Raw genomic sequence first — 16,655 nt, forward strand, 5'->3', positions numbered from 1 at the left:
CTCAAAAGAGGGTGAGAGCAGCACAATGAAAAAACGGACAATCGGCGTTTTGAGCCCGTTGCTGGACGGTTTTTACTTCAACGGCATTCTCCAGGGCATCCATCAAATCGCGGTAGAGCAGCATGCCAATCTCGTGCTGATTCAAACGATGGATTCCATCATGTCCAAGGTAACCTATCAATGGCATTTGGCCGCGGACTATATCGACGGCTGGATCATCATCCTCAACGCGGTAACCGACAAGGAATACGTCAAGCGAATTGAGCTGATGCAAAAGCCGATCATCTGCACGCCCAATCTGAGCGATTTCGGCGCAGCGACCACTTTTTTGCTGGACAACGTGCTGGGTGGGTATATGACGACCAAACATCTGATTGAGCACGGACATCGCGAAATCGCTTGCATTTATACAAAAATCAATCCGGAGAGCGTCGATCGCTTTCATGGCTACATTCGCGCGCTGGAAGAGCACGGCATTCCCGTTGATCCGATCCGCATTTACGAAGTCGACAGCTTGTGGGAAGAGAGCGGCGTCGCGGCTGCTGCAGAAATGCGCCGTCGCGGCTTCCCGCTCACGGCAGTGACCGCCAGTTCCGATATGGTCGCCATCGGCTTGATGGACGTGCTGCGGCGCTGGGGCAAGAGGGTCCCAGAGGACATCGCCGTCATCGGCTTCGACAATCTGGATCTGGCCCGCCGTATTTCACTATCGTCGGTCAATCAGCCGCTGTTCGGGCGCGGCATGCGGATGGCGTCCCGCCTGCTGGAGGAGATCGAAGGGCTGCCTACAGCGGGGGCGCGGCACATTTTCTCTGAAACCGCTTCGCTGGTGCTGCGCCATTCCTGCGGCTGCGAGCCGGTCAATCCGAGCGAAGGACTGGTCGAGATTCACCAGAACGGATTGGAGACGATCGACTACCTGTCGAGCGTCATCCAGCGCAATCATCAGATCGGACGCGATCTGGTCAAGGCCAATTCCCAGAATATCAAGGATTTGTCCTGGCTGTCGTCAACGGAATATACATGGGGCTGTTTGGCGTTATGGTCCGCAGAAGGACGGCTGCAGGTTGAGAGCGTTTACAGTAAAAAAATGGAGCCGGTGCTGCAAAAAGGAGAGCTGTACGAGGAAGGCACCTTCCCGCCGTCTTCCGTCTACGATATGCTGACCGACGAAGAGGTCTTGTCGATCTACACAATTCGCACGGAAGCTCGCAATTGGGGCTTTATCCTGCTGATCGGCAAGGTGAACGACAAAAACCGCACCAGCAATTATCAATACGATACGATGACGCATAGTCTCGATTTGCTCGCTTACGCGCTGGAGCGCGAAGTGATGTACGAAAATGCGCGCGAACGCGAAACCCGGCTGGAGATTGTTTCTTCAACGACGAACGACGGCATTTTTGACTGGGATCTGGCTTCCAATACGATAGCGTGGAATCGTAAAATCCTGCGCATGCTCAGCACGGGCGGAGATACGACGATGACCACTCGCGATTTTTTCGGGCGGATTCATGCTGATGATATCGAAGGGCTGCAGGAGCAGTTTAACCTGCACTTGTCCGACAACGAGCCGTTTCATACGGAATTTCGGCTGCTCAGCGATGAACAGTCGTACATTTGGGTCGAAGCCGCCGGTGAAGTCGTGCGCGACGCAGACAAGCAGCCCGTGCGGATGATCGGATCTATTCGCGATATCACCGAGCGCAAGGAAGCGGAAGAGCGCATCCGTTACATCGCCTATCACGACGCGCTGACCGATCTGCCCAACCGCCGTTATTTCAATGAGCGTATCGACAAGCAAATCGAGCGCACCGGGGCTTCATTTGCCTTGATGCTGCTCGATCTCGACCGATTCAAGCTGATCAACGACAGCCTTGGTCATACGGCGGGCGACTTGCTGCTGCAACGCGTTGCGGCCATTATTACGGAGCAGCTGCGGCCGGAGGATACCGTTGCCCGGCTTGGCGGCGACGAGTTCATCTTGCTTTGCCCGTATGTAACCGATCCGCAGGAGCCGCTGCGGATTGCCGAACGCATCTTCGCCGCCCTCAGCACGCGTCATATGCTGAATGGCCACTCCGTTCACGTCACCTGCAGCATGGGCGTGAGCTTGTATCCGGAGCACGGCCAAGATCACGAGACGCTGGTGCGCAATGCCGACATTGCCATGTACGAGGCGAAAAGCACCGGTAAAAACCGCATCCAGATTTACCGTGAGCAGATGAGCGTCGTATCGCGGGACAAGCTCCGCATGGAGAATTGCCTGCGCGGCGCGCTTGATTCTGGCGAATTCGAATTGTATTACCAGCCGCAATACGATGTCAAGGGCGAGCAGGTGATCGGCATGGAGGCGCTGATTCGCTGGTTCTCGCCGGAGCTCGGCGCGGTCCCGCCAATGAGCTTTATCCCGTTGGCCGAAGAAACCGGCCTGATTAATGCCATCACAGCTTGGGTACTCCGTACTGCGTGTCTGGACAATAAACGGCTGCTGGATGCCGGGTTTGCCCCGATGCTGGTGTCAGTCAATATTTCGGCGCTCGATTTCATGGAGGCGGATTTTGTCAGCCGGGTGAGGGAGATTGTGGAGGAAAGCGGCCTGCCGCCGCACCTGCTCTGTCTGGAGCTGACCGAAACGGCAGCCATTCAGAATCTGGAATTGACCATTCGGCAGCTGCGTTGCCTGATGGACTGCGGCATCAAAATCGCGCTTGACGATTTCGGCACAGGCAACTCTTCGCTGTCGCTGTTGAAGATGCTGCCTCTACATCGGATCAAAATCGATCGCTCCTTCGTCAAGGACATGGCCCAACAAGACGCCAACCGGGCGATTTTCAGCACAATCGTCGGACTTACCCGCGGCTTGAAGCTGGAAAGCTGCGCCGAAGGCATAGAAACCGAAGAGCAATACGAGATTATCCGCGAAATGGCGTGCAGCCTCGTCCAAGGCTACTACATTGCCAAACCGCTGCCTTTTGGCGATTTTCAGCGATTTTTGCAAGCCTGAGCAGGGGAAACCGGCATCTGAAGAGAAAGGGCGAAGCGCTTATGAAGAAAAAACAAAGAACGCTGGTGATCAGCGATATTCACGGCTGCTTGCAGCCCTTCCGGGCGCTGCTTGCGCGTTGCGGCTACGACCCGCAGCACGACCAGCTCATTCTGCTGGGCGACTTTGTCGATAAGGGCCCGCAGAGCAAGGAAGTCGTCGATCTGGTGCGGCGCATGGTCCGCCAGGAAGGCGTGGTCGCGCTGCGCGGCAATCACGATCAGCGGCTGCTGGATATTGCGCGCAGCAAGGACACAGCGGCTGTTGCCAAGTTCATGCAGCACGGCGGCAAAGCGACGGCTCAAAGCTATCTGGAGGACGATCTGTCGAATGAACGCGAGCTGAGCGAGCGGTTGCCCGATCTGCGGCGCACGCTGCAAACCGATTACGCCGAGCATATCGCCTTTTTACAGGGCTTGCCTTACTATTTTGAGGGACCTAACCATATTTTTGTACATGCGGGACTCGATCCGGCTTATCCGGATTGGCGCAGGCAGCCCGTCCGGCAGTTTATGTATATCAAGGAATCATTTTATCGCCACCCGACGCATGTGGCCAAAGTCGTCGTGTTCGGCCATACCAAAACGGTCGATTTGCACGGCAAACCCGATATTTGGTTCGGAGGCGACAAAATCGGCGTGGACGGCGGCTGCTCCAGCGGGCTGCAGCTCAACGCACTGGCCATCGGGGAGGATGGCGCGTACGACACGTTCGCTGTGCCGGCTAACGTCCGGGAACAGCGGAAGTAACGGGCTTTGATTCAAAAAAGCGCTGTCGCTCCCGCGCTGTGCTGGCTCCGCCGTCTGACCGATCCGGCTTATGAGGGGGGCGCATTTACGGCTTCGCGGCATGAACGGCTTGCGCCCGATCCACATAGGCGACCCGGAAGCCTCCCTTATCGGCGGGCTTTTTTTTATCAACTCTGTACAATCTTTGTACAATATTCGTAGAATTTAACTCCAAAACAGTCTATAATAAGCAAGATCAGGAAATTATCGTAAATGGTTAAAGCCGGAAGGAGAAGCTTGAAGCGAATGTACAACATCAAGGCAGTTTCAACTATGACCCACATTCCCGCAACGACAATCCGTGCCTGGGAAATGCGCTATGGGGCAGTGTCGCCGCTGCGTTCCAAAAGCGGTTACCGGCTTTACTCGGAAAGCGACATCGAAGATTTGCGCTGGCTCAAGCAGCAAACCGAGCTGCAAGGCATCACTATTAGCCAGGCTGTGCAGCAGCTAAGGGAAAGCAAGCAGAGACGCGAGCAAGGAACGCCTCCGCGGAAGTCACAGCCGCAGCCTGCCCTTTCCTTTGAAAAGCTGATCCAACAGCTCTACGAAGCGCTGGCCGCGTTTCGCGTCGATGAAGCGAATCGGCTGCTTGAAATCGGCTTTTCGATGTTTGCCTATCAGGAGCTGTTTATTCAAGTGCTCGCTCCGCTGATGCGGCGCGTTGGCGAGGATTGGGAGGGCGGACGGCTTAGCGTCGCGCAGGAGCATCTGGTCAGTCAATTCGTCACCCAGCGATTTTTCCAATTTTTCCGTCTCTTTCCCGTTGACCCGGCGCTGCCGCATGTGCTGGCGTTTTGCCCGCCGGGCGAGCATCATCAGATCGGGCTGCTGCTGTTCACGTTATTTCTGCGACAGAACCATGTCGAGGTGCTCTATTTGGGACCGGACACGCCGTTCGACGGACTGGTCGAGCTGATTGCCGCCAAGGACATTTCCATCGTCAGCATCTCCGTGACGCGCGAAGAAAGCGTGGCGGATTGCTTGCAAATCATTGAAGGATTAACCCGGAAGTTTCCAAGGCTGCGCTTTGTGCTCGGCGGGCAGGCGGCCGGCAGTTTGGGAAGCAAGCTGCAGCGCTTTGTGCTGGACGCAACTCACGAAAGCTGGCGGGAGTGGTTTGAGCAGCACGTGAAAAATTTCCGCGGCTAACTCGACCCGGACATTCCCAATCTGGGCGCTCCTGCATACACTGGTACTACGTCACAGCTTCGGGGAGAGGATTACGGTGGAGAAGACGATCCATTATGTCGCGTGGGGAGATTCATTAACCGTAGGCTACGGCGCGCCGCCGGGCGGAGGCTTCGTACCGCTATTTCGCAAGCAGGCGGAGCAAGCGCTCAAGACGCCTGTGCAGCTGGTGAATGCCGGCAGAACCGGCGCGACAACCGGCCAGCAGCTGGCGACGCTGGAGAATGACCCCAAGCTGCAGGAGCAAATCAAAGAAGCCAGCCTGATTACCGTGACGGCTGGGGGCAACGATTTGATCCAAGCGGCCATCCCTTATTTTTACAGCAATAATACCGATCATTTGAAGCATGCGCTGCACACGTATGCCGTTAACTACGCCAAGCTGCTCGCCCGCATCGAAAGCTTGCGCAATTCGCCCGCCCAGCCGCGCCTGATCGTGCTGATCGGCTTGTACGACCCGCTGCCGCAGGTCGCGGATGCCGCTTATTGGGTGGGGCGGTTTAACCTGTTTTTGCGCAAGCTGCGCAAGCCGCACGTCCGCGTCGTTCAGATCAAGCGGGCATTCGAAGGGCGAACGGGCGACTACTTATCCGAAGACTACATTCATCCGAATCAGTTGGGCTATGCGGCCATTGCCGACCGGCTCGCACAAGCGTTACCCGACGAGCTGCTAAGGCGGCTGCTTGGCCGGCTGTAAACAGCACAAAAGCACGCAAGGCTCCTGAAGCGGACCCGACGTGCTTTTTTGGTGTCGATACTTTTCAAACGTAGCAATAAATCGCGATAAAATGCGCAGCGCTGCCCGCCAGCACAAAAACGTGCCAGACAGCGTGATGATGCGGGACGCGGCGCCATACATAAAACAAGCTGCCAAACGTGTACAAAATCCCGCCGGCGACCAGCCAGGCGATACCGCCCGTAGGCAAGCCCGCCACCAGCGGCTTGAACGCCAGTACGATCAGCCAGCCCATCGCAATGTAGGCCAGCGTCGACAGCAGCACAAATCGTTTGACATAAAACAGCTTGAGCACAATGCCCGTTGCGGCCAGACCCCAGATGACGCCAAAAAAGCTCCACCCCAGCGGCCCGCGCAGCGTCACCAGCAAAAACGGCGTATAGGTTCCGGCAATCAGCACATATATCGCCGCGTGATCCAGCACTTCGAACACGTCCTTCAGCCGTGGGTTGCGCATGCTGTGCAGCAGGGTGGAGCATACGTAAAGCAGCAGCAGCGCTGCGCCGAACACAATCGCCCCGGCCAGGTGCCAGCCGTCGCCGCCCAGCGCCGCTTGTAAGGTCAACGCGGCCAGAGCCGCTGCGCTTAGCGGAACGCCGAGCCCGTGCGTAATCGCGTTTGCTTTTTCCTCGCGGAGTGTGTATTCCATGACCTTTCCTTCTTTCCGGCCGTTGAACACGGTCCTGACTAATTAGACGGCAAGGGAAGGGAGAGCCCTTCATTCATGGTGCATTTCGCCACGGCAGCCTACAACGCCGCCGGCCAAGGCTCCTGCACACAGTCCGCCGTGTGGACCAGCGGCGACAACTCGCCGGCAGCGACCAGCCACAGCTCGTGCAAAGCCCGCGTGCATCCGACGTACAGCAGCTTGGTGTCCAGCAGATTTAATGCATAGCCGCGCGCCGTCACATCGGCCAGCAGCACTGCATCAAACTCCAGCCCCTTGGCCAAATATACCGGGAGGACGGACAAGCCGCCGCGGTATTCGCGATGCGCCGCTGTGATCAGGTTCGCCTCAATGCCGGCCGCGGCCAGACAGGCGCTGATCTCCTCGCATTGTTTTTCCGTGCGGGCCATGACGGCAATCGTCGAAGCGCTGCCAGCGCGCAGCCGCTGAACGGCATAAAGCAGCGCATCAAGCCGTTCACCCGACGGCGAGACGAGCAGGCGGACCGGATCGCCGCTTCGGAATACCGGTACGGCGAGCAGCGGGCGATCTACGCCGCGCTGCAACACGCCGTTCGCAAACTGAATAATTTCCATTGTCGAACGGTAGCTGCGTTCCAGCTCGAAATAACCGCTTTCCCGGCCGGCAAACAAATCGAGAAATTCGCTCCAGGCAACGATGCCCTGATAGGCGTGAATCCCTTGGCTCAAATCGCCAAGAATCGTAAACGACTGATTTCGCGTGTATTGGTCGAGCACGGACACCTGAAAGGGCGAAAAATCCTGCGCTTCGTCGATCACCGTATGATCGAACATTGCGTCAGCGGAAATTCCGTGCAGACGGGTATGAATGTAAACAAGGGGAGCGAGATCCTCCAAAGCCGCCAGCTTCTTTTTCAGCCCCTTGGCCGTAGCTGCGGCAAGCTCGGGCGGAATAGCGGCGAACAGCTCAGCCGGCAAGCTGGCCGGGCGTCCGCTGCTGTCAAACAGCAGCTTATAAAAGCTAAGCGGCGTCACCTCCGGCCAAGCCTGCAAATAGGCGCGCAGTCGGGCAGAAGCTTTTTTCTTCAATTCCTTCTTGCGCGAAGCTTCCCTGATTTTATCCAGCTCCATCTCCAGCCAGCGTTTGATGCGGGCCGCGACGCGCTCGCGGCGCTTGGCCAGCGGATAGTGGCGATTCTCCACGAAAAACCAGTCGCGGATCGTCGCCAGCTTCAGTCTTGCGCCCTCCCAAGGCGTGAAATCGCTCTCCGGTGCATAAGCGGCTTCGAACAGGTCCAGGCAGCGCTCCACGAGATCGCGAAAAACGATCGAACCCTTGAAGCGGCCCGGGGCCGTATCGTCGAGCGGCGGGCGCTTGCTGCTTTCGGCAAACCAGACGGCCAGCGACTGCGCCGGATCGGCCAGCTTGACCTCGTGCTCAAGCAGCTCCAGCGCCCAATCCGTGAACGTGCTTTGCTGAATGCTGCCGACGCCCAGCTCGGGCAAGACGCCGGAAATATAGTCCAGAAACATCCGGTTCGGGGCAAAAATAATCATCCGTTCGGCACGTACCTGCTCGCGGTACTGATAGAGCAAATAGGCGAGCCGATGCAGCGCCACCGTCGTTTTACCGCTGCCGGCAACGCCCTGTATGAAAAGTGCTGTATTTTTGCCAGCGCGGATAATGCGGTCCTGCTCGGCCTGAATCGTGGAGACGATGTCCCGCAGCTTGTTATCCTTGTTTTCTCCCAGCCGGTAGAGCAGAAATTCATCGTGTGCGCCAAGCGAATCGCCGCTGCGGTCGAACGTGTCGACAACCCGCTGCAAAATCTTTTTGCGAATAACCAGATTGCGCTTTAAATAGACGAGCCCGGCCACTTCGCCGTCCGGGGATTCGTAGGAGGCCGGGTCCAGACCGCCGGTAAATGAATAAAACAAGCTGGCGACCGGAGCCCGCCAATCGACGACCAGCAGCTTGCCCGTCCGTTCGTCTTCGACGCCGGCTTTGCCGATATACAGCGGCGACGGCTCGCCCGCGCCTTCCTCGGCGAAATCCAGCCGGCCGAAATACGGCTCCTCGACGGCTTTGCTCAAGCTGCGCCGGCTATGCTCGCGCACCGATTCGAGCACCTGCTCAGTTAAATCCGTCCCGTGATAGACGGGCGCGGCATTCAGCTCGGCCAATCGCCGGTCGATTTCACGGCCGGTCGCTTCCAATTGCTGCAATTCCTCTTGATAGGCACTTTGAGTCTTTGTGTCCAAGATCAGTTACCTCCTAAGATTGCTCATATAAGGATCTTTTGAAAAGACAGAATAACAACTATAGCATAGAGGGCAGCCACAGGCAACTTTTTCCTGCAGCGCTTGGGGACCGGGCAGCGGGCATGTTATAATGGAAGCGAGCTTGACGCCTATTTTATGAACTGTGAAAAAGGAGACGAAACGATGTCTGTGTACGATTTTACTGTAACGACCATCGACGGCGGGAGCCAATCGCTGGCCGATTACAAGGGCAAGGTGCTGCTGATCGTCAATACGGCCAGCGCCTGCGGCTTGACGCCGCATTACAAGGGGCTTCAGGAGCTTTATGAGCAGTACGCCGATCGGGGCTTTACCGTGCTGGGCTTTCCGTGCAACCAGTTTGCCGGCCAAGAGCCGGGAACCGATGAGGAGATCAAAAGCTTTTGCGAGCTGAACTACAAAGTCAGTTTCCCCCTGTTTTCCAAAATCGATGTGAAGGGCGACCATGCGCACCCGCTGTACACGTATCTGGTCAATCATGCGCCCGAGCCTTACCGTACCGGCGATATTGAATGGAATTTCGTCAAATTCCTGATCGACGCCGAAGGCCATGTGGTGAGGCGATACAGCGCGCCCACCGAGCCTGCCGCCATCGCCGCCGACATTGAAGCACTGCTGCCTTAACCCCGAGCTTTGCGCTTGCAGGTGGAAGGAGCGCCGGAAAAATCCGGCGTTTCCGGCTATATTTGTCGCATGAAACAAACATGTCACCAATATGCTACAATGATCATGTAATCTTGAGCCCGATCAGGGAGAGGGGAGCGAATATGGAAACTCCATTAAACGCGAAAATACCGCGAAAGGCGCCGGTCGGACGGATCATCACGTCAGCCGCGATTGGACTGGTCGTACTGATTGTCGCCGTCAACAGCTTTTCTACCGTACAGTACGGCAATGTCGGCTTGTACAAAACGTTCGGCAAGCTGACTGACGAGGTGCTGAATCCGGGGGTGCACATCAAAATTCCGTTCGTGCAGTCGATTATTCAGGTCAATACGCAAGTCACCAAGGCCGAGTCGGACACCTCGGCGTCGTCCAAGGATTTGCAGCCGGTATCGACGCACGTCGCCGTCAACTATTCGATCAACAAGGCGTCGGCCTACAATTTGATGAACAATATCGGCGGCAATTTCGACGCAGTTATTATTTCCCCGGCCATTCAGGAAATCGTCAAGGAAGTGACGGCACGCTATGCCGCCGAAGATCTGATCGCCAAGCGCGACGTCGTCGCGACGGAAATTCATGACGCGCTGACCAAACGGATGCTGAAATATGATCTTGTCGTCAACGACATCAACATCGTCAACTTCAAATTCTCCGATGCGTTCAACCAGTCGATTGAAGCGAAGCAGGTCGCGCAGCAGCAGGCGCTCAAGGCAGAAAACGATTTGAAGCGCGTGCAGATCGAAGCGCAGCAAAAGGTCGCGCAGGCGCAAGCCGAAGCCGAGTCGCTCAAGCTCAAAAAGCTAGAGGTCACGCCCGAGCTCGTCCAGCTCAAGCAGATCGAGGTGCAGGAGAAGGCGCTGGAAAAATGGGACGGACGGCTGCCGACCGTTACCGGCGGCGCTACGCCATTCATTGACTTGAATTCTCTAGGCAGCGGCGCAGCCGGATCAAGCGCGTCGTCTGGCCCGAGCAGTCCGTAAAAGGGGAAGGAGCCGATGAGGGCTGCATCCATCGCCTTTGTTTATGCGCATCCTGATGACGAAACGTTTTTGAGCGCAGCGCTGATTCGCCGTCTCGCGGACCGTGGGGCGCAGTCGGCGCTGCTGCTGGCGACGAGCGGCGACGCCGGACGCAACGGTCCGTTTGCAGAGCTGTCGCCAGCCGAGCTCGGCGTGCGCAGGGAAGCGGAGATGGCCCGGGCAGCGGCAATTCTCGGCGTGTCGCGCGTCGACTACCTGCGCCGGCCCGACGGCAAGCTGGCCGAGGTCGACCGCGAGACGCTCGCGGAAGACGTTGCGGCATTTGTCAACGCCACGGACGCGCAAATTGTCGTGACGTTTCCCGCTGACGGCGGCAACGGGCATCCCGACCATCGAGCGATTTCCGCAGCGGCAACGGCTGCTGTAGTGTCCGGCCGCTGCCCTTGCGTGCGTGAGCTGTATCAGATCTACGCCGGCGCGCTGCGCGAGACAGACGTTCAGCCGGCCCTGCAGCTCGACACCGCGCCCGATTGGCCGATGAAAGCCGCCGCTCTGCGCGCGCACGAATCGCAAGCCGCAGCTATCGAGCGCTACTTCGGCCCGCTGGGCCCGGAAGCCCCTGAACGCGTACGTTATGAAGCGTTCGCTTTGCGCTGGCGGGACGGGCGCGACTGGCCGCAAGCCGATGAACCGGCGCTGCTCGCACAGATTTTGCAAGCGACCCCCTGAAACCGCCAATCGCCGTCGAATGCTTCTAGCAAAGAAGTCAGACGGACGGGGGGCGAGACGCATGTCGCTTTGCAACTGTATCCAATGCGGCCGAATATTTCTCACCGCTTACGAAAAACGCTGCAAATCCTGCTCGCAGCTTTTGCTGGACGATTCGCGCAAGGTGAAAGCGTATGTACTCGCTCATCCGCGGGCGTCACTGATGGAGGTTTACCATCAGACCGGCGTGTCACTCCTTACGATCAAGGAGCTGACGGGGCGTTGAACCGGCTGTGACGGATTTGCCGGTCGGCAAACCCGCTGCCCGTGAATCTCCGACAGACGGTTAGACGCATCGATCAAGATCAATAAGTAATAAATGCCCAAGCAGCGGCAGTCCAGGAAGCGAAGCATTTCCTTCCGGGCTGCCGCTGTTGTTGTTGTTCAAGCAGACGTTGCCCTCAGAGGGCGAAGAACTGCCGCAACAAACGCGCTTGCAGGCTGTGGGCCAAGCTGTGCGCGTGGAGAACCGGCCGCAAGCCGCGCAAAAACGCGCAAAAGCCCGCGCCATTGAGCGCGGGCCGGAAATACGGTTCTGATCAGGTAATCGACGCCTCATAAATCGAGCGGATCGTGCCGCTCAGCAGCTCGTTGAATTGCTCGTCCGATTGCTGATCGGACAAGCCCTCCGCCAATGCGCGGGAGAAGCTGGCAATCAAGCCATGATTGCGGGCCAGCAGCTCATTGGCTTCTTCGCGCTCGTAGCCGCCGGAAAGAGCGACAACGCGGGCCACATGCGGCTCGTCCATCAGCTCGCGGTAGAAATTATCCTCGCTCGGAATTGAAAGCTTGAGCATGACGGTGACATCGGGCTCAAGCGCAGCCAGCTGCTTGAGGATTTCGGCTTTCAAGAGCCGCTCCGATTCCAGCTTGTCGGCGCTGTGGATGTCGACTTCCGGCTCGATGATCGGGACAAGACCGGCTGCCCAAATTTGCTTGCCCAGCTCGAATTGCTGCTCCACGACCTGGCGAATGCCTTCCGGATTCGCTTCGTGGATGACGGAACGCATCTTCGTGCCAAATACGTTGCGCTGAACCGCACGCTGCAGCAAATCGTCCAGCTCCGGCATCGGCTTGAGCAATTGCACGCCGTTTTCTTGATCCGCAAGGCCTTTGTCGACCTTCAAGAAGGGCACGATACCTTTTTGCTCCCACAAATAATCGGCTGTAAACAACCCGTCGATCTGCCGGTCCATCGTGTTCTCGAACAAAATTGCGCCGAGAATGTATTGGGCATCAAATGCAGGGCTTTTGATGATGCGCGTGCGCATCGCGTGAACAAGAGCGTACATTTCTTCATCCCCGTTGTAGCGGTCCGACTCGATGCCATATTGCTGCAGCGCCTTTGGCGTACTGCCGCCGCTTTGGTCGAGCGCTGCAATGAAGCCCTGACCTGTACGAATACGTTCCAGTTGCTTGTTATTCATCTGCAAAAAACCTCCTTGAAATTTCCTTTTTTCAATAGTGTACATCAAATCGTGTCGTAATGGAAAACCTGCGCCGCTAGCTGGTCTTTCGCGCCGTGGGCAGCTTGCCCGCGCAGCCCCGGATTGCCGGCAGCGCACGGCTGTCAGAGCGCGCTGCATGAGCGGACAGCTGGGCGGGGAAGCGCAATGATCGACCCGCGCACCGCGAGCAGATCAGGCATACGGACCGGCAGCCACGAGCCGCTCGACGTGCGCGTCGCTGCTGCTTTAACGCGGTCGGACACCGCTGGCAGAAGCGAAGACGTCGAGCAGCAGCTCGTCCTTGGCTGCATCCTGCGTATCCCAAGCCGCCGCAAAGCGCACCTCGTGCGACACGCCGAGAATGTCGTAGCGCTGCGCCAGATGCTGGCGCGCCGAGCCGACAATCAGCGTATGCAACCGCACGTGCTGGCGCGCGCCCAACTCGGCAAGCTCCTCGCGGACCGGCGGCGTAATTTGCCCGACGCCGTCGGTCACCATCACGAAGTCGGCGCCGGCAAAGCGGCTGCTCGTCCGCACCAGCTCGATGCCGCGGCGGATGGGCGCATCAAAAAACGTGCCGCCGCCGAAAGCAAGCTGCGCAAACCCGTAAAAACGCTCCCAATCCGGGCGTTTATGGTACAGCACATGCTCGATCAGCTCGCCCTTGGCGCCGAACAGCAGCAGCGCGAAATCGCGCCGCTCCAGCAACGCAAACGAAGCGAACGTTGCGACAAACAGCTGGGCCAGCCGCAGCTTCGCGCCGCGCATCGAATGCGACGTGTCGAGCATGCAGATGACAGGACCCGTTTGCGGCTGCTCGTCGACGCCGCTGACGCTGTAGGTCATCAGCTTGCGTTCCAGCCATTTCACCAGAAAATACGGCTCGAAATCGTCGTCGGCCAGCAAACTGGCTTCACTGGGCAGCAGGTAGGCGATATCCCCGGACTGCCGCAAATCGTCAAACGCCTCAGGCGTGTAGGAAGTGCGTATTTGGCGGCGCTTCACCTTGAGCCGGTGGACAGTGCGGCCGACCTCCTGCAAAAACGCCAGCAAATCCTTGCTGCGCTTGAGCTTGTCTACCCACAGCATATATTGCTCGAACGTCTGGCGGCGCAGCTTGCCCAGCTCGCTGCCCCAGCGGCGGTTGGCCAGCCGCTGGCTAATCTGCATCAGCGCGTGCACGTCGAAGCTGTCGGCGTCCTCGACGGACAGCGACGCCTTCAGCGAACGGCTCAGCCAGTCGCCAAGCTCGTCTTCAATCGCTTGCATCGCCGCCGCTTCACGCTCCGTCATCCGCGCCATCTGCCGCTCGCGCCGCTCCAGCTCCTCCTCGGCCTTGCGGAGCCTGGTCTTGAGCTTGTCACGCTTCATGAATTCCGTGCGCATTTGCTCCTGCAGCTCGCGGATGCGCTCGCGCAAAGCGCGGATTTCTTCAGCGACAAGCGGGCGGGAGTCGGCTTCAGCTTGCTTGTCCTCGACGGTTTTTTTGCCCATTTGCAGCGTATAACCGACAAGCCTTAGCTTTTCCAGCTGCTTGTCCGTCAACGCGTCGCTGACGGTCGCCGCTTCGGCGCCGCTGGTCATCTGCTTTTGATCGAGGCCGATCCCGAGCTGCCGCTGCTCCTTGCTGCGCCGCAACGTCTCGGCTTCATACGATTCGGCCAGCCACATCAGCGCCTTGAGCGCTGTTTTGAAGGAAGCATTGACCTGTCCGACCGTTCGCGGATGAATCGTCATATAGAAGTGCTGCTTGAGCAGCGTCAGCACCAGCCAGCGGTGGAAGGGCGCATCCTCCGAGCCGCCGTCCGGCTCCGGCTTCACCAAATAAAAGCACATGAAAAAATCGGCAAACAGCTCCAGCCCGAACCACGGCGCCTGCCGGGCCGCTTCACGCATCCATTCCTGCGCCACGCGGGAGGAGTGGACATAGCCTTCAAACACATAGCGGTCAACGCGCGTGCTCCGAATGATCATGACGACCGCCCTTCTTACAGCGTGTAATCGTAGTGGATGCCGGGAATTTCCTTATCGAACAACGTGCGGTACAGCCCCTGTACAGCTTGCAGCTGCCGTTCGCCCTGAATGCGCAAATGCGTAAATTTGACCGCATACAAATCCGGATGGAGCACAAACACGCTTTGACCCGCAACCCACTGCGGCAGCTGCTTTTCCTTTTCCTGCCAAGCGATCAGCCTGCCGCGCAGCGAGCGCGCCGTCTCCTCCAGCTCCGACCGGCATGTCTCCAGCGAAGCCTTGAGCCGCTCCGCCGCGTCCTTGTTCAACGAACCGCCAACCTCGCGCTTGAACTGGAAGGCGTGCAGCTCGTCAACCTTGTCGAGCCATTTTTGCGTCGTTTGCTGATAGCGGGACAGCGGCAGCTCCTGTTCCATTTCCCGTTTCAGCAGCTCCTGAAAAACCCCATCGAACAACCCGGCAAGCTCCGGCAAATCCTCGGGAAAATCCCACAGCATGTGCGGCGTCAGCACCGTATCCCAAGCGCCGACCTCGGTGCGGCCGTGAATCGCCGCAGACACCTTCCAGACATGGCCGATCTTGTGCCAGCGCCGGTCGGAAATGACGTATTCCTTGGCTTCCATCGCTGTTTTCAGCTGGAACATCATATAGACGATCGATTCGGGAATCGTCACCTCCTCGGCCGCATAGCGGACCTGGCGGACCAGCTCGGGCGTAAACAACGCCGGCGGCGGGGAAGAGGGGGCTTGAAACATCAGCTCGAAGCTGGCGATTTGCTTGACGTATTCGACCTCGTAGCGGAACAGGAAGCGGTCGTACAACGCAGCCAGCTGCTCGTTGTCTTCAGGCAGTTCATTAGAAGCGGCCATCAAAAACAGCAGGGGAACCTCTTGCTTGAGCTTTCCGTTAAAAAACACCCGTTCATTCAATATCGACAGCAGCGAGTTCAAAATCGCACTGTTCGCTTTGAAGATTTCATCGAGAAAAGCAAACCGCGCCGTCGGTAAATACCCGTCCGTCTGCCGGACGTATTGATCCTCCTTGAGCTTTTGCAGCGATACCGGCCCGAACAGCTCGTCCGGCGTTGTAAACCGGGTCAGCAAATAATCGAAGCCGATATCGGCGCCGAACAGCTGTGAAGCGGCGCGGGCCAGCTGCGACTTGGCCGAGCCGGGAGGCCCGACGAGCAGAATGTGCTCGCCGCTCATCAGCGCCAACAGCAGCAGGCGAATCAGCTCCTCGCGCTCCATGAAGCGTTTCTCCAGATGACTGGCCGCTTCTCGCAATTTATTTTGAATGGCAATCGTTTCCTTCATCGGCAGCGACTCCTTCTGTAAAATGAATGGGGCTATACATAATTGTATCAAATTGCCACCCAAACATCGAATCGCGGGAACTATAGGCGCGTTCTGCCGATTATGGTATGCTGATAAAACATCACTTGATCTGTCAGCTTGGATCGAAAATAAAGGAGTGCGGCTCATGCGCATTGGCGTTATTGCCGATACACATTTATCGGCGCGGGCGGAGAAGCTGCCCGACGCTTTATTGAAGGGACTCGAAGGCGTATCGCTGATTTTACACGCCGGCGACTGGATCAGCCCGCACGTTGTCGGGCTCGTCGAGCAAATCGCCCCGGTCGAGGCGGTGGCCGGCAACAACGACGGCGCGGAGCTGATTGCGCGCTTTGGCCGAAGCAAGCTGCTGAACATCGGCGGCGCGCGGATCGGGCTCGTCCACGGCGACGGCTTCCGCAAAACGACGGAGGAGCGCGCGCGCGACACTTTCCTGGCGGAGAAACCGGACATCGTTGTGTTCGGGCATTCACATATTCCGTTCCTGCAAGACATCGCCGGCATGAAGCTGTTCAATCCCGGCTCGCCGACGGACAAGCGCCGGCAGCCGCGATATTCTTACGGATTGATCGAGCTGGGAGTGGAACTGCGCGCCTGGCATACGTTTTACGACGACAAAAGCTGAAGCTCAGTCCGTATGAAGGCTGCCGCTCGCTCCGGAAGAAAGCCGCCGGGGCCGCCGGACTGCGTGGTCGTGGCGAGTAAGCGACGGGCCGTGTGCCGCGAGGCGTCAATCTATGCGGCCGTCTGATGC

Annotated in this window: 14 protein-coding genes; 9 read left to right on the top strand and 5 right to left on the bottom strand. The window is 58.0% G+C overall.

The annotated features are described in order from the left end of the window. The first annotated feature begins 25 nt into the window (after nt 1–25). The 4 genes from B5M42_RS01550 to B5M42_RS01565 all read left to right on the top strand — a co-directional run bounded on the left by B5M42_RS01550 (nt 26) and on the right by B5M42_RS01565 (nt 5,722). A complete protein-coding gene (locus tag B5M42_RS01550; protein ID WP_134748962.1) occupies nt 26–3,007 on the top strand; it encodes an EAL domain-containing protein in 2,982 nt (993 codons plus the stop codon). A gap of 41 nt (nt 3,008–3,048) precedes the next feature. Beyond that, complete coding sequence (locus B5M42_RS01555; RefSeq protein WP_134748961.1) at nt 3,049–3,795, top strand: metallophosphoesterase family protein; 747 nt, start codon at nt 3,049–3,051, stop codon at nt 3,793–3,795. Nucleotides 3,796–4,080: 285 nt separating this feature from the next. Beyond that, nucleotides 4,081–4,986: a MerR family transcriptional regulator gene (locus tag B5M42_RS01560; RefSeq protein ID WP_167689547.1), complete on the top strand. Its 906-nt coding sequence runs from the start codon at nt 4,081–4,083 to the stop codon at nt 4,984–4,986. Nucleotides 4,987–5,062: 76 nt separating this feature from the next. Then, complete coding sequence (locus tag B5M42_RS01565) at nt 5,063–5,722, top strand: GDSL-type esterase/lipase family protein (RefSeq protein WP_167689545.1); 660 nt, start codon at nt 5,063–5,065, stop codon at nt 5,720–5,722. A gap of 64 nt (nt 5,723–5,786) precedes the next feature. Here B5M42_RS01565 and trhA read toward each other — a convergent pair whose 3' ends face one another. Together trhA and B5M42_RS01575 are read right to left on the bottom strand one after the other, a co-directional pair. Then, nucleotides 5,787–6,410 carry a PAQR family membrane homeostasis protein TrhA gene (gene trhA, locus B5M42_RS01570; protein ID WP_134748955.1) on the bottom strand — a complete coding sequence of 208 codons (624 nt, stop codon included), beginning with the start codon at nt 6,408–6,410 and terminating at the stop codon, nt 5,787–5,789. Between the two features lie 98 nt (nt 6,411–6,508). After that, nucleotides 6,509–8,671 (bottom strand): HelD family protein, encoded by a 2,163-nt coding sequence (locus B5M42_RS01575; RefSeq protein WP_134748953.1) that lies wholly within the window; start codon nt 8,669–8,671, stop codon nt 6,509–6,511. A 183-nt stretch (nt 8,672–8,854) separates the two neighbouring features. On the opposite strand from B5M42_RS01575, the gene B5M42_RS01580 reads away from it, so the two are divergent. The 4 genes from B5M42_RS01580 to B5M42_RS01595 all read left to right on the top strand — a co-directional run bounded on the left by B5M42_RS01580 (nt 8,855) and on the right by B5M42_RS01595 (nt 11,350). After that, on the top strand, nt 8,855–9,334 hold the full coding sequence (locus tag B5M42_RS01580) for a glutathione peroxidase (RefSeq protein ID WP_134748951.1): 480 nt from the start codon (nt 8,855–8,857) through the stop codon (nt 9,332–9,334). Nucleotides 9,335–9,477: 143 nt separating this feature from the next. Next, nucleotides 9,478–10,356 (top strand): prohibitin family protein, encoded by an 879-nt coding sequence (locus tag B5M42_RS01585; RefSeq protein WP_134748949.1) that lies wholly within the window; start codon nt 9,478–9,480, stop codon nt 10,354–10,356. A gap of 15 nt (nt 10,357–10,371) precedes the next feature. Continuing rightward, nucleotides 10,372–11,085, top strand: a complete 714-nt coding sequence (locus tag B5M42_RS01590) for a PIG-L deacetylase family protein (protein ID WP_134748947.1) — start codon at nt 10,372–10,374, stop codon at nt 11,083–11,085. A 61-nt stretch (nt 11,086–11,146) separates the two neighbouring features. Continuing rightward, the gene (locus B5M42_RS01595; protein ID WP_134748945.1) at nt 11,147–11,350 is read left to right on the top strand and encodes a hypothetical protein; all 204 of its coding nucleotides are present in this window, start codon (nt 11,147–11,149) and stop codon (nt 11,348–11,350) included. A 313-nt stretch (nt 11,351–11,663) separates the two neighbouring features. Here B5M42_RS01595 and B5M42_RS01600 read toward each other — a convergent pair whose 3' ends face one another. The 3 genes from B5M42_RS01600 to B5M42_RS01610 form a co-directional block, all read right to left on the bottom strand. Next, entirely contained in the window at nt 11,664–12,551 is an 888-nt protein-coding gene (locus B5M42_RS01600) for a fructose bisphosphate aldolase (protein WP_134748943.1), read from the bottom strand. Nucleotides 12,552–12,818: 267 nt separating this feature from the next. Then, entirely contained in the window at nt 12,819–14,546 is a 1,728-nt protein-coding gene (locus tag B5M42_RS01605) for a vWA domain-containing protein (protein ID WP_134748941.1), read from the bottom strand. A 14-nt stretch (nt 14,547–14,560) separates the two neighbouring features. After that, entirely contained in the window at nt 14,561–15,862 is a 1,302-nt protein-coding gene (locus B5M42_RS01610; RefSeq protein WP_134748939.1) for an AAA family ATPase, read from the bottom strand. A gap of 166 nt (nt 15,863–16,028) precedes the next feature. On the opposite strand from B5M42_RS01610, the gene B5M42_RS01615 reads away from it, so the two are divergent. After that, nucleotides 16,029–16,526, top strand: a complete 498-nt coding sequence (locus tag B5M42_RS01615; RefSeq protein WP_134748937.1) for a metallophosphoesterase family protein — start codon at nt 16,029–16,031, stop codon at nt 16,524–16,526. Nucleotides 16,527–16,655 lie beyond the last annotated feature (129 nt).

It is taken from the genome of Paenibacillus athensensis (assembly GCF_004514475.2).
Classification (GTDB): domain Bacteria; phylum Bacillota; class Bacilli; order Paenibacillales; family NBRC-103111; genus Paenibacillus_AL; species Paenibacillus_AL athensensis.